This is a genomic window from Flavobacteriales bacterium, assembly GCA_020635395.1.
In the GTDB taxonomy this organism is placed as follows: Bacteria; Bacteroidota; Bacteroidia; order NS11-12g; family UBA9320; genus UBA987.
In genome coordinates this window covers 151,295-168,086 of sequence record JACJZV010000003.1, presented here as the reverse complement: position 1 = coordinate 168,086, position 16,792 = coordinate 151,295, and the positions used below count along the sequence as shown (strand labels likewise).

The following is a 16,792-nucleotide window of genomic DNA, read 5'->3' as shown; positions in this document are numbered from 1 at the left end:
GGGTTTTAATAGAAATTAAGCCAATTCATAGGCCTTTGGCTTTATCAGTTTTGGTAGCGATAATGCTTCTGGTTGTTTATTTTGAGGTTAGAAAAAGAAATGTATGAAATGTCATTCAAATAGGCTAAAAATGAGCTAATATGAATGTTATATCATTCGAAGTGAGCTATTGGGAGTATTTAATTTTTTGAATTTTTTAAAGAAACAAATCATGAAAAATGCTGTGGAAGTCAAAAAGTATGTTCTTCGCAAATCATTTTTGGTCAATCCCATAGTTCGTTTTAATTTTCGCCATTCAAAACGTTTAATATGACAGACACAGCAAAAAATATTGCAGAACGCTTTATGCGATATGTGCAAATAGATACGCAAAGCGACCCATTTAGCACGTCATTTCCATCAACAGATAAACAGAAAAATTTATCCAAATTGTTGGTGGAAGAGCTAAAATACATTGGACTTGTCGATGCACAACTTGATGAACACGGCTATGTTTTTGCTACCATTCCCGGCAATTCGTCTAAAAATAATATTGAAACGGTATGTTTTTGTTCGCATGTTGATACTGCCCCCGATTGCAGTGGAAAGGATGTAAATCCCATTTTGCACAATAATTTTGATGGTAATGATATGGTGCTTCCGGATGATACATCACAAATTATTAGCACGCAAAACCACCCTTATTTAAAAGAGAGAATTGGAGACGATATTATAACTGCTTCGGGCAAAACGTTGCTGGGTGCGGACGATAAAGCTGGAGTAGCCATTATTATGGAGCTGGCAAACTATCTGACACAACATCCGGAAATTATACACGGCAACATACGAATTTTGTTTACTCCTGATGAAGAAGTGGGGCGTGGTGTGGAGAAATTGGATATGAAAAAACTCAATGCCGATGTGGGTTATACACTCGATGGTGGCGAGCGTGGCTCGCTGGAAGGTGATACTTTTTCGGCCAATGCCATGACCGTTACCTTTAGAGGAATAAGTTCGCATCCGGGCTACGCCAAAGGCAAAATGGTAAACAGTATGAAAGTTTTGGCTCACTTTATGAGTCTTTTGCCTACCGAAAATCTTTGTCCGGAAAACACTTCTGGCAATCAAGGTTTTGTGCACCCAACGGGTATAAAAGGTGATTTAGAAACCTCTTCGGTTGATTTTTTAATTCGGGATTTTACCACAGCAAATTTGGAGAAACATCAACAAGTACTCGTCGGTTTGGCTGAGCAGACAATGGCAAAATATCGCGGTGCCAAATATGAATTTGTGGTAAAAGAGCAGTACCGAAATATGCGAGAAGTGCTTAATAAACACCCGCACATTGAGGCAAACGCAGTTGAGGCAATGCAACGGGCAGGAGTGGAGCCACGGCAAGATTTGGTAAGAGGTGGCACTGATGGGTCACGACTTTCGTTTATGGGTTTGCCATGCCCCAATATTTTTACGGGCGAAATGGGTATTCACAGCAAACATGAATATGTGAGCGTTCAGGATATGGAAGCGGCAATGAAAACGCTGGTGGAGTTGGTTCAGATTTACGAAGAAAAGGCCTAAAAAATTAGTTCTCGCTTTTGCAAACCTCGCCGGGTTTGGCACCACAGGTGCTGCAAGTAACGCCTTCTTTGTTCAGCATGGGGTTTTTACCGGCACAGCCCGAACGCATTTCTCCGTTTTTTACCAATAATAGGCGTACGGCCATGCCTAAAATAGCTATTGCCAAAATTCCGAATATTAACATGAGTTTTGCCATTGTCGTGCTTTTTATAAAGCAACAAAGGTAATATGTAATTGTTTAAGGTTTAAGGTTTAGGGTTTGAGGTTTGGGGTTTGGGGTTTGAGGTTTGGGGTTTTCATTCAATATCTAAAGAAACACGAATTAACGCAAGCAAACGAACATTCATCCCCCAAATGGGGGGTTTTATCCAAAACTTTTTCGTTGTAACTTTTTTCGATTAACTTCGTACAAACTTTCAAACAGCACGAATGTTGTAGATAATACTTCTGACGTGATAAAATTTGAAAAATATGAAACGAATAATAGTAAACGCTCGACAAAAAACTTCAATTGTAATTATCTCTTTGTTGCTTTTGGCCAATTTGTTTGCGTTTGGGGTGGCTTCGAAGTTTCTAAAAAAATCTTCTTCACCCGATGTTTCTACTCAGGTTGAAAATACAACTGAGTCTGGCTGGCAAGTATTGGGCTGGGGGGCATCTATTCTCGAATATTTTACTTTCGATCCACAAAACTAAGGGGTTATATGCAGGTTGCCAATTCTGTAGCCTATCGGAAATTTACTCAATACAACCTTCATCATGTGGCATTTTGGGTGGTCTATTTTATATTTTGGGTTCTATTTTACGATTCCAGAATTTCTACACCCAAGGCAATTGTAAATGCTTTTGTAACCATTTCCGTTCACGCACTTACTGTTTATTTCAATATATATTTCCTTTTTAATCAGTTATTTAGGCAAAAGTTATATTTAAGCTATGTAATCAGCCTTTTGCTTACTGTTTTGCTTGCTTCGGTGGTTTGGATACTTGCCCTGTATTCGGCAGACGTTGTAACTCATCAAGGAGATTTAAAGGACCCATGGGAGATACGGATTTTTATAGCCAGTGCTACCAGTATAATTTATACCTTGGCCATTACCATGTCATTAAAAATGGTAAAGCAATGGTATGAACGCGAACGATTAACTGAAAACCTCGAAAGAATTAACATGGAAACAGAGTTGAAATATTTGAAAACTCAAATAAATCCACACTTTTTGTTCAATAGTTTAAACAGTTTGTATGCTCTTACACTTCAAAAATCGGATAGAGCTCCTGAATTGGTACTTCGTTTGTCAGAAATTTTACGATATGTGCTTTACGAAGGTAGTGAGAAGTGGGTTTCTTTAGAAAAGGAGATTAGTTATTTGAAAAGTTATTTAGAGTTGGAAAAGGCTAGAAATGGCGAAAGGCTTAATTTGGAATTTGTTATAAATGGTAATACAGGCGGAAAACAAATTGCTCCCATGATGTTCCTAACTTTTTTGGAGAATAGTTTTAAGCATGGCATCAACCAAAAGGCAGATGGCGGTTTTGTAAGAATTGAAATGAACATAACAGATAATCTGCTCAATTTTAACATACGCAACAGCAAACCCGAAGAAAAAGAGCAACGTTTGAACGGAAAATCTGGGGGAATTGGCCTTGATAACATAAAAAAAAGATTAGAATTGCTCTATCCAAATAAACATAAACTGATAATGGAAGACGATGGAAAAGAATATTGCGTAAACTTAGATTTAATGTTAAATTGATATGAGCAAAATGAAATGTTTGATAGTAGATGATGAGCCGCTGGCCATAGATGTTATAAAAAGTCACATATCACAATCGGTTGATTTGGAGTTGATTGGGAGCTGCAATAATGCTATTCAGGCTTCCGAAATTTTAAAAAGCCAAAAGATTGATTTGATGTTTTTAGATATTCAAATGCCCGAAATTACCGGAATTGATTTCCTAAAATCGCTTGAAAACCCGCCACTTGTGGTTTTTACCACCGCCTATGCAGAATATGCCATTGAGGGTTTTGAACTAAATGCCATTGATTATTTGTTAAAACCCATCTCGAAAGAACGATTTGACAAAGCGATTGCCAAAGCAAATGAATACTTTAAACTAAAACACAGTGATGAAGTGGATAGCACGGAGTTAGAGGATGACCATATTTTTGTAAAAGCCAATCAAAAACTAATAAAAGTGAGTTATGACGACATTTTGTACATAGAGGCCTTTGCTGATTATGTGAAAATATTTATCCCTGAAAAACGAATTGTTACCCTTCAAACGATGAAGAGAATGGAGAAAAAGCTTCCGGAGGATAAATTTTGTAGAATTCACAGATCCTATATTGTTGGGCTGAAACATATTGAATCGTATAATACAACAGAGGTGGAAATAAATCATACCAAATTGCCTATTGGCAAAAACTACAAAGATCAGTTTATGGATTTAATGAAAGATAACAGAGTGTTGTAAGAATTGGAGATATGGATGAACGACTGATTGCTTTTAAGCGATTGCTGGATATTATGGATGATTTGCGGGCTAAATGTCCGTGGGACAAGGAACAAACCATAGCCAGCATACGGCACTTGACTATTGAAGAAACCTACGAATTATCGGATGCCATTCTAAAAAATGATATGAATGAAATTGCCAAAGAACTTGGCGATTTGGCCTTGCACATTGTTTTTTATTCAAAAATTGCTTCCGAAACGAATGAATTTGATATAACCACTGTGTTGAACGGCATCTGCGAGAAATTGATTCGCCGGCATCCGCATATTTATGGCAATGTGGTGGCCTATGATGCAGCAACTGTTAAACAAAATTGGGAACAGATAAAACAAAAGGAAAGCAAGGGAGAAAAATCTGTTCTTGATGGTGTGCCCAACTCAATGCCCAGTTTGGTGAAGGCTCTTCGAATGCAGGAAAAAGCAGCCCAAGTTGGTTTTGACTGGCCAAATAAAAATCTGGTTTGGGACAAAGTGGAGGAGGAGTTAAACGAATTTAAGCAAGCCACCGCCAACGAAAAAAGTGACGAATTTGGAGACTTACTTTTTAGTTTGGTAAACTATGCCCGTTGGCAAAATATCAATCCGGATGATGCATTAGAGTCAACCAATAAAAAATTTAAGCACCGATTTGAAGCCATCGAAAATTACGCAAAGCACAACAACTTGCAACTAAAGCAAATGACTTTGGAACAGATGGAGGAGGTTTGGCAAAAAGCCAAATAGGAAAATTCTAAGATTTTATTCCAAATTGAAAGCCGTGCGGATAATCATTTTTCCATCGCTCCAAATTTCAGCAACATGATTTCCAGCCTTAAAGGCTTCATCTTGTTTGTATTTCATTTTGAATTTTTGAGAAGTTCCATCGTAGTTGAAATTTAATTTCTCAGTAAACAAACCATCCGAATCGGCCAAAACGCTATTATCTGCACCAAGCACTTCTCCTTTTGTTCCAACAATACGAAGCAAAAGCTCTTTTTCTCCTTCCTTAATTAATGGCGATTCGAGAATGGTAAAACTTACTTCAATCTGATCTACTTTAGAACTTTTGGTGGTAGGCTCTAAACCTTTCTTACGCTGTTGTTGTGGCACCGCTTTTAAATCAGATATCTTAAAAGTGGCTTGAGAAATTTTATCCTCAAGTTCACGATTTGTCTTTTCGGCATTATTCTTTTGCTCCTCAAGAGCTTTGTTTTGCTCTTTTGCTAATTCTATTTCTTTTCCGCTGTCCGCTATTGTTTGGTCAAGTTTTACCTGATATTCTACCAATTCTTTTTTCAACTTTTCATTTTCCTCACGAAGTTTTAACAAAGCACGTGGGTCGCCGTTAGACTGCGATAAAAGTTGTCGAACTCTTAGTTTTAATTGGTCAATCTCCTTGTCTTTTTCAGACATAGTAATATTGTTGTTTTCAGCATTTTGTTTTAATATGTCATACTCAAGCAGAAGTTTGTCATATTCTTCCTGCAAAGAGTCTTTTGAAAAACTCGTTTTTTCTATAACTTCCAAAAGGCGTTTATTTTCCTCTTTTAAGCTAACACCGTTTTTGAAGTTGCTTTTATAATAATTGTATGCCAAATAAGCATTGGCAAGAAGTGATAGAATCAGTAAAATCAACAATAATGGCGATCTCTTTCTATCTTCGTTTTCTGTAGAAAAATTGTAGTTTTCGTTTTCGATTTCTGACATAAATAGAATTTTGTAGTGCAATGATAATGAATATGCTAAAAACAAAAAACTCGACCAAAGTTATTTGATCGAGTTTTGTATAAAACGAATTTAAAAAAACTATCGTTTGTCGTATTTTTTCCAGTCAATCTTGCCCATAAACTCCTCTTCCAAGCAAGTCCAAGTTGTTCTATTTCTCCAAAAACCTCTTCCGTAGGCAAACCGAGCTTTTTCCCAACTATGGTATTTATCGTAATAAAATTTAAGACAGTGAATGCCGACAATCAAGTAGTTTTCTCGTGTTTTGCCACCTTCCAGTTCTAAAAAATTATACCAATGGTTAAATGTTTCGTCAATAACCTGCAAATCGCCATAATCAGAGCCACCGGAAATGGACTTGATGCAACGCCATCCGCTCTCATTTTGCCCAATTTCTCTTACCAATTCAGCCGGAATATTCAAAGAATGACAAATAGAATCTGACATTTCGAGAATTAAATCTCGCTCTGATTTCACTTTTTTCAAAAATTTTTCTGAAAATGCTTTGTTATTTGTTTGGTCATCATTAGCTTTACCGCTGTTTCTCGTGGTAAAGGCCAAAAGTACCGTTACCGAAAGGAACAAAAGGTACGTCGGGATTTTTCCTATTTTAAACTTCATTAAACCATTTAATTTAGTACGTCGTCTCGAAATAAGCGGCAATTATCGCCTTTTATTTTAAAAAAATCAAATTTATTAACAACCAATTGTCTGATAAATGCCTGATTTTAGTAACATTTTAGCCACATTTATTTTAAAGTAGAGTTCTATTCAAAGATTTTTGAACCTATACGAACCATGGTGCTACCTTGTTCAATGGCAATTTTGTAATCGCTACTCATACCCATGCTTAACTCATTAAATATTTCATTATTAGGCATTTGTGGTTTTATTTCGTCAAAAAGAGATTTTAAGGTTTTAAATTCTTGAGTTATTTGTTCAATGCTATTTGTATTGGTGGCCATGGTCATCAAACCCAAAATGTTTACATAATTATATAAGGAAAGTTGATGGCTTTGAATGATGATTCTCAATTCTTCCGGAGCAAACCCAAACTTGGTTTCCTCTTGTGCGATATGAATTTGTAACAGAATGTTAGTTTTAATTCCGTTTATTTCGGACTGTCGGTTTATTTCTTCCAACAATTTGAGACTATCAACCGAGTGTACTAAATCCACCTTTCCAACAATTGATTTGACTTTATTGGTTTGAAGGTGGCCAATAAGGTGCCAACTAATATCTTGCGGGAGTTCAGCTTTTTTCTTTAATAATTCCTGAACTCGGTTTTCCGCAAATATTCGTTGACCAGTTTTATACAGTTCTGTCAATTCTGCAAAGCTTCTGAATTTTGAAACAGCAACAAGTTTGCAATTTCTTAGCTCTTTCTTTATCGAATCAATGTTTTCTTTAATCATTGTTCTGTATTTATTCTGAAATCGGTTCAAAATTAGCCGTTGTTAATGTGTTATTTTGCATTCTATTTTACTGAAATGTATTTTAAGTTTATAAAAGTGTTGTTTTTGGTTTTGATTTTGGGGGCTTGCAAAAAAGGCTTTTCGCCCGTGCCCTCAAAAGTGATTAAACCATCAAAATTTACGGATATAATGGTGGATTTGCGTTTGGCTGAGTCTAACATGAAACAATTGAACCAAAATCATTATCGATACAACAATTTAATAGATAGCAGCTACCAGTTGGTTTATTATTTGCACAATGTTACCGCTGATAAATACGAGGAAAGCCTCCAGTTCTATATCGATCATCCGGAATGGATGGAGAAAATTTCCAACGAAGTAACTGAAAAACTCAATCAACTTACCGAATGATTTTTCCGGAAGATATAGAAGAAAAAATTGGCTTTTCGGATATAAGATCCTTAATTTTAAATGGTTGTAGAACAATCAATGGAAAGAAATTAGCCAAAAAAATGGCCTTTTCCAATAATTTTAGCGTTGTCCAAATTTGGTTAAAGCAAGTTGCAGAGTTCAAAAATTTGATTGAAAACGGAAGTCAACCAAAACTTTCGGCCACAGAAATAGGAACTCAAATAGAAAAGTTGTCTGTAAAACACTCGGTGCTAACAGTTGACGACATCTTGGAAATTCGTTCGTTGGCATTGGATGTGGTTGAACTCATTGATTTTTTTCAAACAACAAAATTGGAAGTGGTTGAGCTTAAAAAACTCATTGAGGGGATGCAGCCCCCCGAAGAACTTGTGCAAAGTATCAACAGAGTGTTTGACGATTTTGGTAATTGGCATAAAAATGCTACACCCCGATTAAGTGAACTTTTGGACGAAATTGAGGTACATCAAAAGGTAGCCCTGAGTACAGTAAAAAGAATCTATAGTCAGGCACTGGCCAAACTTTGGGTGGCAGACACAGAGGTTACCATTAAAAATGGCCGTTATGTTTTACCTGTTTTTGCCGAACACAAAAGAAAAATGAATGGAATTATTCATGATGAGTCGGGCGGGGGAAAAATATTGTATGTAGAACCCATCGAAGTGATGGAAGCCTCCAATCAACTCAAAGAATTGGAGTTGGAACGCGATAGAGAAATTCACAAAATTCTCCTGGCTTTAACCAAAGAAATTCAATTTTATTTATCTGATTTAAAGTTGTTTAGCACCAAAATCGGAATTTTTGATTTTATACGCTCGAAAGCCCAATTGGCCACAAAAATAAATGCCACATTGCCCCAACTAAAATCACAAACCGACTGCGAAATTAAAGATATGTATCATCCGGTTTTACTTTTGGCTCACAATGCCAAAAACAAAGAAACCATACCAATGAGTGTTGGATTTAGCCAAAATAACCGTTTAATCATTGTTAGTGGGCCAAATGCAGGCGGCAAATCCGTGTCGATTAAAACACTTGCACTCAATCAATATATGCTGCAATTGGGCGTATTGCCGAGTTGTTCAGAGCAATCCGTTTTTGGTTTTTTCAAGAATATTATGGTTGATATTGGCGACAATCAATCCATTGACAATGATTTGAGCTCATACAGCAGCCATTTGTCGGCCATGAAATTGTTTTTGGAAAAAGGGAACAACCAAAGCCTAATTTTTATTGATGAAATTGGAAGCGGAACCGACCCCAATTTTGGAGGGGCAATGGCCGAAGCAATTCTGATTGAGCTGAATAGAAAAAGCGTTTATGGTATGGTAACTACGCATTTTGGTAATGTAAAAAACCTTGCTGAGAAACAGGAGGGAATGGAAAATGCCAGTATGTTGTATGATACCAAAAACCTGAAACCGCTTTATCAATTTATGATGGGCAAGCCTGGCAGCTCGTTTGCTTTGGAGGTAGCCCAAAATATTGGCATCAATAAAAAAATTATTGATGCTGCCCGAAAACGATCGAATATTAAACAACAAAAAACTGACGAGTTGCTTGCCACTCTTGAGATTGAGCGAAAAGAGTTGCATGAGCAAAAACTACTATTGGATAGAGAAATTGAATATTTATCATCGGTAAAAGAAGAATATCAAAGCCTGAAAAAATCCGTAGAAAGCACCAAAAAAGATATTATAAAAGAGGCTCAACAAAAGGCCCTGCAATTGCTCGAAAATGCAAATTCAAATATTGAATCAACCATTAAAACCATTGTTGAATCGAATGCAGACAAGGGCAAAACCAAATATGCACGAGAGGGTTTGGAAAGGGCAAAGAGCGGTTTGAAAAAGGAACTTGGGTTAGTTTCTGAAAGACCCAAAATGAAGGAAAAACCTACATTGCAAGTTGGTTCTTTTGTTAAAATTCCTAACTCCAACATGACAGGAGAGGTGGTGGAATTGCGTAAAAATAAGGCCATGGTGGTGGCAGGCATTATCAAATCGAGCTACAATATTGCTGATTTGGTGGTTTTGCCCAAACCCAAAGAAAAACAAAAACAAAAAGTCAGCATTGGTTTTGTTCATAGGCAACAGCATTTTTCGATGGAAAAAGATGTGCGTGGTTTGCGACCCGAGGAGGCGATTAAAGAAATTGACCAATGGATTGATGATGCAATAATTATTGGTATCCAAAATTTAAGACTGATTCATGGCAAGGGTAATGGGGTTTTGAAAAAAATAATCCATGATTATTATAGAGGAAGAAATTACATCAAACGTATTGTTTATGAGGATGTAAGGCTTGGCGGAGAGGGTGTTAGTTTAATAGAATTGAATTGAAAAGTATTTTTGAAATAGGTGATAAAAAGGCATTTGAAAAATTGGTAACAACTGCTGATGTTGCTCAATTTGAGGCAGGGATGGTGCATCCTTTTTATGCAACTTTTGCACTGGGCCGCGATGCAGAATGGGCAGGTAGATTGTTTGTTCTGGAAATGTTGGAAAAAGACGAAGAGGGAATTGGCACATTTTTAACCATTGAACATAAATCTCCGGCTTTGGTGGGACAAACCGTTAGAATAACAGCCGAAATTTATGAATTGGTTGGTAATAGTATAAACTGCAAATTTGAAGCTGCGGTGGGCAATCGGTTAATTGCAACAGGCACCACTGGACAAAAAATTTTGAAAAAAGAGTTGGTTAAAATCATCGAACAGAAAGCAAATGGCTAAAATGCAAAAAGAAATACGAATAAAGAATCGAAAGGCTCATTTTGAGTATTTTGTTGAGCAAGAATTTACTGCCGGAATTATGCTAACAGGGGCCGAGGTGAAATCTGTTCGCGAGGGTAAAGCCTCCATTTCTGAGGCTTATTGCTATTTGTCTGCCACAGGAATTATGGTAAAAGGGATGCACATTGCCGAATTTAAAAATGCCGGATACCTGGCTCAAGAACCGCACAGAGAGCGGCAATTATTACTAAATAAAACGGAGCTTAAAAAGCTGAATACCAAGCTAAAAGATCAGGGTTATACCATTATTCCTTTAGAATTATTTTTTGCTGAATCGGGCTATGCCAAGCTGTTAATTGGGTTGTGTAGAGGTAAGAAAAACTTTGATAAACGGGAAGATTTAAAGTCGAAAGACTTAAAGAGAGAGTTGGAAAGGTTTGGCTAAAAGTTTTGGGAGAATTTTGCTCCAGCCATGAGCCAAAATGATGAAATTGCCCAACACATAAACCTGAACGGGTGGATAGTATAAAACAACCGGAGCGGACATTAGCAATATGAATATCAGGTGGTTATAAAGTTTGAAATATAGAAATGCCGCAATTGATAGTATTCCTAAAATAAACGAAATCAATCGAGGCAATAAACCAAAATCGTTCAAATAACCAACACTAAATGAGTTGATTATATTCAAAAAAGCATTTCTAAAAAATCGGTATGGCTGGGCTTTAAACTCATTTTGAACTTCGATAAAAAGCAAATTCGACATTTGGTTTTGTATGGTATCGTTGTAATAATTTCCGGAAATGTTGGCAGAATTCATCTCTTTACCTGTTTTTGCTTCGAAAAAAACCAATGCTTCTGCGTCTTCCATTGTGTTAAGTATGTCATTGTCGTAAGCTCCCATGCCTAAAAAGGCGGTGTATCTAAAATTTTTGTGAGATTGTGAATAGGTAAGAAAGAAAACAATTACAAAGGTTAGTGCAATGGGAAGAAACTTTTTGAATCTTTGAATTTGGTAAATAAGATAAAGACTAAAAAATGTTGCCAAAGCCGCTGTTTGCCTCAAATTGGTGGCCCAAGCAATAAGCATGACAAAAAACAAAAGCTGAAGGGTGGTTAGTTTTTGGTTGGAAAGCATCAAAAAAACGAATGAAACCAAAATCAAACCAAAATAGTAATATGGAAACGAAACAAAATAAATAATAAAAGGATTTGCGGCGTAAAGTGCTATAAATAAGTATTTTGAAATGAAATTATCAAAAAGAGAAAGTATAAAAATGGACATTATTAAATGCAAAATCATTTGAAACCAAACTAATTTTTGGTCGGTTTCCGATTCCCAAAATATAAGTTTTGAAGCAGCAACAAAAAAGATAAAAGCTACATTGTTGTGATGATACGTTTTGGTTTGTTGGGTTGAATTTTTTGGGTACAAAGTCTTCCCATCCACATAATCTTGAACGGAATTGGCATCAATTTGAAAACGAGTATTAAAGTTGGTAAAATAGTTACGGTCAAAGTGAATATTTTGATAACCCGAATGAAACGCTCCCAAAAATTGAGGTGGCATTTTGTTGGGATTTTTAAATGAAAAAAAGCTCAAAAAGCCCAACGCAACTGTCAGAAAATAAATGAAATAGCTGTTTTTAAATAAAGTTGTCATTTATTTGAAATAACAAAATCATACCATTTCTTGAGAACCACATCCGGATGCCAATGTTGCATTGCCCAATTGAAGCCAGTTTCTCCAATTTGTCGAGCCTCAGTTGTGTTTTCCTTAACCCAAATTATCGCATCCAGAAGCTGCTTTTCATTTTCAGGTTCTATTAAAATTAGCTCCTTTTTGTGTGCAAATAAATCAGGTATCTCTGATGATTTTGAGGCAATAATGGGTTTTTTGGTCATAAAATATTCGGTAAATTTAGAGGGGAAACCATAATCGGAATAGTCATTTTTTTCTCGAATAGCAATCAATACATCACATTTGCTTAGTTCTGAAACAATTTGATGATTTTCAATTTCTCCGAACAAAACAATGTTTTCATTCTTAAAGGTAACATTTCGTACACCGCCTACTAAATGAAGTTTTGAACTGGGAATTTGTTTTTGAAGTTTCTGGAAAACGTTTATTAATCGCTGAGTGTCGTCTTTTTTTGCAAAAGTTCCAAAATATCCAATGGTAAAATCTTGATTGTTAGTTGTTTGTGATTGTATATTTTGAAGAGCATGGTATGGAATAAAAGCTCCAATTTTGAACACTTTCTTAACCTTTGTTTGGTAATATGAAGCTAATTTAGAACTAATAACCATCAGTTTATTTGTGAAAAATGGTGAAATCAATTCATCCAGTTTATAAAGTATATGATTTACGTAGTCCTTTTTGTTTTCCAAAGGTTTTATAGAGTCCAGTTCGGTTTTTTCAATTACAAGTTCAATCCTCCGAATTTTGCAGACCAAGTAAAGACCAAAAAACAAAAAGTTGGGAGAATAAACATAAACGCATTTTGGTCTGGAACCCCAAAGCAATCTTAGGCTAAAATAAAACGGGAACTTATTAACTTTCCATCGAAATGAACTGTTTTCAATGTTAGATTTCTTCAAAAAACAAAAGCAAGGCATTAAACCTTGCTTTTGTATATAATCGTAATATCCAAGCAGTCTTGGGTTGCTACCTTTAGTTATGCAGTCGGCATAAGAAACAAGCCAAATATTTGACATTCAATTTATTGAGCAGCCTGATAGATTCGTTCGATAATATCAACTACTTTCAAACCTTCTAAGGCATTGGCTGTAATGGTATCTTTTCCGTTAAGCGTATTTACCACATTTTCAATTACATAATGATGGTTGGCGGCACTTCCCTTAAATGGGCCATAATCGTTAGGCGGATTAGTAGGAGGGAGGTCTGGTTTGGCATAGCCCTCGATGTGACAGTATTCAATTTCATTCATATATTGGCCACCGATTTTTAGGCTTCCTTTTGAACCCACAACTGTAATAGAACTTTCCATATTGGTATCCCAAACACTTGTAGAAAAATTAATACATCCCAAACCACCATTGATAAATTCAAATATGGAATTTCCACTGTCGTGAAATTCTGTATTATGCTGATGATTAAAGTTTTGCAAGTTGGTTTTTATATTTTTAATATCTCCAAACACCCAAAACATAATATCGATAAAATGACTAAATTGAGTGAATAACACACCGCCGTCCAAATTTTTCGTTCCCTTCCAGCCACCAGATTTATAGTAACGATCATCTCTGTTCCAATAGCAATTGAGTTGAACCATATACACATCGCCAATAATTTTTTGCTCAACCACTTCTTTCAGCCACTTGCTTGGCGGGCTATATCTGTTTTGTTTAACTACAAAAACTTGTCTGTTTACATTTAGTGCTTTGTGAACAAGCTGCTCGCATGCAACTTTAGATATTCCCATGGGTTTTTCAATAATAACATGATTTTTATGATTTAATGCGGTTTCAGCCAATTCAATATGAGTGCCATTTGGTGTGGCAATTACCAACACATCCAAATCTGTTTGTGATAAATAGAACTCATTAATATTTTCAAAGAATGGTATGGAAGTTGGATATAATTCATTGTCTGTGACCGATTTATCCGTGTCAATAATTGCCACCAATTCCGTGTTTTCAAAGTTTTGAATAATCACAGAATGGCGTTTGCCAATGTGGCCAAATCCACAAATAGCAAATTTTATTTTAGTCATTTCGAGATAAAAACTTAAGTTGCCCTAAATAATGTTTAACAATTACATATACCATTATTAAAACTATTAGACAAACAAAGAACAGCATACTTCCATTTTCCTCGGAATTGAAATACAAGGTGTTAATGATAATTTGAAGTACTGCATAAGTTAAGGCCACTTTATGATGTCCCCAACCTCTAATATGCACCAAATCTTGATATAAATGATTTCGGTGTGCTTCAAATATGTTTTCTCTTCGCAACAATCGGATAAATATTGTTCCAACACTGTCAACCCCATAAACCACGACCAAGGACAAAACCGACCATCCTTTTTCATTAATACCTAAATTTATTAGGGTTAATACTACCAACAAACCAAGGGAAACGCTGCCGGAATCTCCCAAAAATGCAAGTGCTTGATTTCGATAATTGAAAAAGCCGAATGAAACTAAAAAGATAAGGGCAACACAAAGACCATATTCCAAAGGTGTAAGTCTGTCGAATTCAATCCAATTGGTATATCTATTAAACAAAACTGATACAATAAAAACGATGATGTAATATCCGGTAATGCCATTTATTCCATCCATAAAGTTAATGGTATTGATAATTCCAACACCCACCAAAATTACAGGCAATAACCAAAATGGGGCTATCTCTGAATTTGTATAGTATTGAAAACCAGCAAGAATTAGAGAAAAAATGTATAAAGTTAAACGGATATTTGATTTGATTGTAAATCGGTCGTCTAAATAACCAATAATACCTGCAACTTGAAGCCCCAAGAATAAATTCCAATTTGTTGGAAATATGAAATAAAGTGGAAATAACAAAACACAAAACACAATGCCCATGCCTCGCACAGGAGTGTGTGTATGTGAGCTACGCTCGTTTGGCCTGTCAATAATTTGTTTCTTTTTTGCCCAAACATAGTACGCATAGCAAAGCAAAAAAGAAGAAAAAATGATGAGGAGTAAGATATACATTAATTTATTCGAAAGGTTTTTTCAAAGGATTCTTTGGTTTCATAGGGCATTTTATTCCAATTCAATGCCTTTAACAATTTCATATTATCAACCTCCAAACTTCCCAAAACCTTATCAAGTATGTTTTTTACTTTGTTGGGGGATATGCTTCTAACAAACCGAATCAAGCCATTGGGAATACTCACAAGATGGGGTTTTTTATTAATCCCATTTCCGATATATTGAAGCATTTGTGTGGTGGAAATTGGTGAATCGTCCGAAATAAAATAAGTTCCTGATTCGCCTTGGTTGTCAATAAGTTTTTTTATGCAAAAGGTTAAATTTTTTACATACAAAACCGAACGCTTATTGTCCCATTTCCCAAAAGGGTAGGGGATACCTTTATTTACAATAGTTTCCAAAGCTTTTAAATTCCCTTTTTGCCCTTTTCCATAAATCATTACCGGTCTTAGTATAATTTTTGTACCATTGAAATTAGATTTTTCGATGGCTCTTTCGGCCGCAAGTTTCGACCTACCGTAAACACCTTTGGCTGTACTTTTTGAGTCTTCATCTAATACATCATCAGAAGTTGAGTCAACCACGGCTTTTACACTGCTTAAGTATATAAAAGTTCTTACCTGCCAACGTGTGCAATGAGAGAGCAGTTTTTTTGTAAGTCCTTCATTTACATCAAAATAGTCTTGTTCATCACGTTTATTTTGCGTATCATGAGCAAGACCCGCAAGATGTATTACGGCATCAAATGTGCGATTAATTTTATCTAACTCATCCCAACTAAACACTTCGTCTACACCATCTATCGCTTTAACTGAAGAACTTAACGCAAATACATTTTGTGAAGAAAATTCTTCAAGAACATGTTTGCCCACAAAACCCGTAGCTCCTGTGATGAGGATGTTTTTTTTCAAAATTATCTCCTTAAAAATTCCAAAATCCTACTCGGATATTTCGAGTATATTTTCAAGTAATTAGTGGGATAATTATTTGATTTACAAATTTCTAAAATTTCTTTATTAATCAAAAAATTAGATTTCAATCCATCGGTACTTGCTCCACCCAACCGCATACAAGTGGTTGTTATTGGAACATATTTCAACTCAAATGATTTATCTAACGCTACCCTTAATATTTGGTCGTAATCAGCTGCTATTTTGTACTTTATGTTAAATGGATATTTGGTATAAATTTCTTTTTTAGCAAAAAATGAAGGATGAGCTGGCATTTTACCAATTTTCATTTTTTCCAACTTCCAATTTTTTGATGAATACCGACGAATAATTTTTTGATCATCGTTTACAAACACGATGTCTCCATAAATGGCATCTATTTCAGGGTATTTGAGAAAGGCGTCAGCAATTTTTTCAACCACCTCATTATCAAAGAAATAATCATCAGAATGCAACAAACCTAACACATCTCCTGATGCCTTGGAATATCCTTTGTTCAGTGCATCATATATTCCTTTGTCGGGTTCAGAAATAAAAAAAGCTACATGTGGGTAGCTTTTAATTATATTTTGAGTTCCATCCTTCGAATTTCCATCAATTACAATATGTTCAATGTTTGGATAAGTCTGCTTGCATACACTTTCCAACGTATCCTTAATTGTTTTTGACGAGTTGTATGTTGCAGTAATTATGGAGATTTTCATTTTAGTCATTTTGTCGATCAGACAGTTGGTCAATTTGTCGTTTAGTCAATTAGTCAATTGGTTAGTTCGTCAATTA

General features: G+C 35.6%; 19 protein-coding genes. 9 read left to right on the top strand and 10 right to left on the bottom strand.

Annotation, left to right across the window (positions count from 1 at the left end):
* Positions 1 to 309 precede the first annotated feature (309 nt).
* Positions 310 to 1,557: a peptidase T gene (gene pepT / locus H6607_10095; protein ID MCB9262713.1), complete on the top strand. Its 1,248-nt coding sequence runs from the start codon at positions 310 to 312 to the stop codon at positions 1,555 to 1,557.
* Between the two features lie 4 nt (positions 1,558 to 1,561).
* Here the strand turns inward: pepT and H6607_10090 are convergent, their stop codons facing one another.
* The gene (locus H6607_10090) at positions 1,562 to 1,753 is read right to left on the bottom strand and encodes a membrane or secreted protein (GenBank protein ID MCB9262712.1); all 192 of its coding nucleotides are present in this window, start codon (positions 1,751 to 1,753) and stop codon (positions 1,562 to 1,564) included.
* A gap of 275 nt (positions 1,754 to 2,028) precedes the next feature.
* Between H6607_10090 and H6607_10085 the strand changes: the two genes are divergently transcribed.
* The 4 genes from H6607_10085 to mazG are packed head-to-tail and all read left to right on the top strand — an operon-like array spanning position 2,029 to position 4,796.
* Entirely contained in the window at positions 2,029 to 2,253 is a 225-nt protein-coding gene (locus H6607_10085) for a hypothetical protein (protein ID MCB9262711.1), read from the top strand.
* An 8-nt stretch (positions 2,254 to 2,261) separates the two neighbouring features.
* Positions 2,262 to 3,311, top strand: a complete 1,050-nt coding sequence (locus tag H6607_10080; protein MCB9262710.1) for a histidine kinase — start codon at positions 2,262 to 2,264, stop codon at positions 3,309 to 3,311.
* 10 nt (positions 3,312 to 3,321) lie between these two features.
* The gene (locus tag H6607_10075) at positions 3,322 to 4,032 is read left to right on the top strand and encodes a response regulator transcription factor (protein ID MCB9262709.1); all 711 of its coding nucleotides are present in this window, start codon (positions 3,322 to 3,324) and stop codon (positions 4,030 to 4,032) included.
* 11 nt (positions 4,033 to 4,043) lie between these two features.
* A complete protein-coding gene (mazG, locus tag H6607_10070; protein ID MCB9262708.1) occupies positions 4,044 to 4,796 on the top strand; it encodes a nucleoside triphosphate pyrophosphohydrolase in 753 nt (250 codons plus the stop codon).
* A gap of 15 nt (positions 4,797 to 4,811) precedes the next feature.
* Here mazG and H6607_10065 read toward each other — a convergent pair whose 3' ends face one another.
* The 3 genes from H6607_10065 to H6607_10055 form a co-directional block, all read right to left on the bottom strand.
* Positions 4,812 to 5,759: a hypothetical protein gene (locus tag H6607_10065; GenBank protein ID MCB9262707.1), complete on the bottom strand. Its 948-nt coding sequence runs from the start codon at positions 5,757 to 5,759 to the stop codon at positions 4,812 to 4,814.
* A 99-nt stretch (positions 5,760 to 5,858) separates the two neighbouring features.
* Entirely contained in the window at positions 5,859 to 6,398 is a 540-nt protein-coding gene (locus H6607_10060) for a transglycosylase SLT domain-containing protein (GenBank protein MCB9262706.1), read from the bottom strand.
* A gap of 146 nt (positions 6,399 to 6,544) precedes the next feature.
* Positions 6,545 to 7,192, bottom strand: a complete 648-nt coding sequence (locus tag H6607_10055) for a YggS family pyridoxal phosphate-dependent enzyme (GenBank protein ID MCB9262705.1) — start codon at positions 7,190 to 7,192, stop codon at positions 6,545 to 6,547.
* A 75-nt stretch (positions 7,193 to 7,267) separates the two neighbouring features.
* Between H6607_10055 and H6607_10050 the strand changes: the two genes are divergently transcribed.
* The 4 genes from H6607_10050 to smpB are packed head-to-tail and all read left to right on the top strand — an operon-like array spanning position 7,268 to position 10,800.
* Positions 7,268 to 7,603, top strand: a complete 336-nt coding sequence (locus H6607_10050; protein MCB9262704.1) for a DUF4296 domain-containing protein — start codon at positions 7,268 to 7,270, stop codon at positions 7,601 to 7,603.
* Complete coding sequence (locus H6607_10045; protein ID MCB9262703.1) at positions 7,600 to 9,963, top strand: Smr/MutS family protein; 2,364 nt, start codon at positions 7,600 to 7,602, stop codon at positions 9,961 to 9,963. The genes H6607_10050 and H6607_10045 overlap by 4 nt, the downstream gene beginning before the upstream one ends.
* Entirely contained in the window at positions 9,960 to 10,355 is a 396-nt protein-coding gene (locus H6607_10040) for a hypothetical protein (GenBank protein ID MCB9262702.1), read from the top strand. Before H6607_10045 ends, H6607_10040 begins: the two co-directional genes overlap by 4 nt.
* Position 10,356: 1 nt before the next feature.
* A complete protein-coding gene (gene smpB / locus H6607_10035) occupies positions 10,357 to 10,800 on the top strand; it encodes an SsrA-binding protein SmpB (GenBank protein MCB9262701.1) in 444 nt (147 codons plus the stop codon).
* On the opposite strand, the gene H6607_10030 is transcribed toward smpB, so the two are convergent.
* The 6 genes from H6607_10030 to H6607_10005 form a co-directional block, all read right to left on the bottom strand.
* Entirely contained in the window at positions 10,771 to 12,018 is a 1,248-nt protein-coding gene (locus tag H6607_10030) for a hypothetical protein (protein ID MCB9262700.1), read from the bottom strand. The genes smpB and H6607_10030 overlap by 30 nt on opposite strands.
* A complete protein-coding gene (locus H6607_10025; GenBank protein ID MCB9262699.1) occupies positions 12,015 to 12,956 on the bottom strand; it encodes a glycosyltransferase in 942 nt (313 codons plus the stop codon). Before H6607_10025 ends, H6607_10030 begins: the two co-directional genes overlap by 4 nt.
* Positions 12,957 to 13,078: 122 nt before the next feature.
* Positions 13,079 to 14,092 carry a Gfo/Idh/MocA family oxidoreductase gene (locus tag H6607_10020; GenBank protein MCB9262698.1) on the bottom strand — a complete coding sequence of 338 codons (1,014 nt, stop codon included), beginning with the start codon at positions 14,090 to 14,092 and terminating at the stop codon, positions 13,079 to 13,081.
* Positions 14,085 to 15,062 carry a hypothetical protein gene (locus tag H6607_10015; protein ID MCB9262697.1) on the bottom strand — a complete coding sequence of 326 codons (978 nt, stop codon included), beginning with the start codon at positions 15,060 to 15,062 and terminating at the stop codon, positions 14,085 to 14,087. Before H6607_10015 ends, H6607_10020 begins: the two co-directional genes overlap by 8 nt.
* Positions 15,062 to 15,973, bottom strand: a complete 912-nt coding sequence (locus H6607_10010) for an NAD-dependent epimerase/dehydratase family protein (GenBank protein ID MCB9262696.1) — start codon at positions 15,971 to 15,973, stop codon at positions 15,062 to 15,064. Before H6607_10010 ends, H6607_10015 begins: the two co-directional genes overlap by 1 nt.
* A gap of 2 nt (positions 15,974 to 15,975) precedes the next feature.
* On the bottom strand, positions 15,976 to 16,725 hold the full coding sequence (locus tag H6607_10005) for a glycosyltransferase (protein MCB9262695.1): 750 nt from the start codon (positions 16,723 to 16,725) through the stop codon (positions 15,976 to 15,978).
* Positions 16,726 to 16,792 lie beyond the last annotated feature (67 nt).

What these genes read in the sequence shown, in the direction of transcription:
- pepT (MCB9262713.1), top strand. Translation starts at nt 310, where the DNA reads ATGACAGACACAGCAAAAAATATTGCAGAACGCTTTATGCGATATGTG.
- H6607_10090 (MCB9262712.1), bottom strand. Translation starts at nt 1,753, where the DNA reads ATGGCAAAACTCATGTTAATATTCGGAATTTTGGCAATAGCTATTTTA.
- H6607_10085 (MCB9262711.1), top strand. Translation starts at nt 2,029, where the DNA reads ATGAAACGAATAATAGTAAACGCTCGACAAAAAACTTCAATTGTAATT.
- H6607_10080 (MCB9262710.1), top strand. Translation starts at nt 2,262, where the DNA reads ATGCAGGTTGCCAATTCTGTAGCCTATCGGAAATTTACTCAATACAAC.
- H6607_10075 (MCB9262709.1), top strand. Translation starts at nt 3,322, where the DNA reads ATGAAATGTTTGATAGTAGATGATGAGCCGCTGGCCATAGATGTTATA.
- mazG (MCB9262708.1), top strand. Translation starts at nt 4,044, where the DNA reads ATGGATGAACGACTGATTGCTTTTAAGCGATTGCTGGATATTATGGAT.
- H6607_10065 (MCB9262707.1), bottom strand. Translation starts at nt 5,759, where the DNA reads ATGTCAGAAATCGAAAACGAAAACTACAATTTTTCTACAGAAAACGAA.
- H6607_10060 (MCB9262706.1), bottom strand. Translation starts at nt 6,398, where the DNA reads ATGAAGTTTAAAATAGGAAAAATCCCGACGTACCTTTTGTTCCTTTCG.
- H6607_10055 (MCB9262705.1), bottom strand. Translation starts at nt 7,192, where the DNA reads ATGATTAAAGAAAACATTGATTCGATAAAGAAAGAGCTAAGAAATTGC.
- H6607_10050 (MCB9262704.1), top strand. Translation starts at nt 7,268, where the DNA reads ATGTATTTTAAGTTTATAAAAGTGTTGTTTTTGGTTTTGATTTTGGGG.
- H6607_10045 (MCB9262703.1), top strand. Translation starts at nt 7,600, where the DNA reads ATGATTTTTCCGGAAGATATAGAAGAAAAAATTGGCTTTTCGGATATA.
- smpB (MCB9262701.1), top strand. Translation starts at nt 10,357, where the DNA reads ATGCAAAAAGAAATACGAATAAAGAATCGAAAGGCTCATTTTGAGTAT.
- H6607_10030 (MCB9262700.1), bottom strand. Translation starts at nt 12,018, where the DNA reads ATGACAACTTTATTTAAAAACAGCTATTTCATTTATTTTCTGACAGTT.
- H6607_10020 (MCB9262698.1), bottom strand. Translation starts at nt 14,092, where the DNA reads ATGACTAAAATAAAATTTGCTATTTGTGGATTTGGCCACATTGGCAAA.
- H6607_10015 (MCB9262697.1), bottom strand. Translation starts at nt 15,062, where the DNA reads ATGTATATCTTACTCCTCATCATTTTTTCTTCTTTTTTGCTTTGCTAT.
- H6607_10005 (MCB9262695.1), bottom strand. Translation starts at nt 16,725, where the DNA reads ATGACTAAAATGAAAATCTCCATAATTACTGCAACATACAACTCGTCA.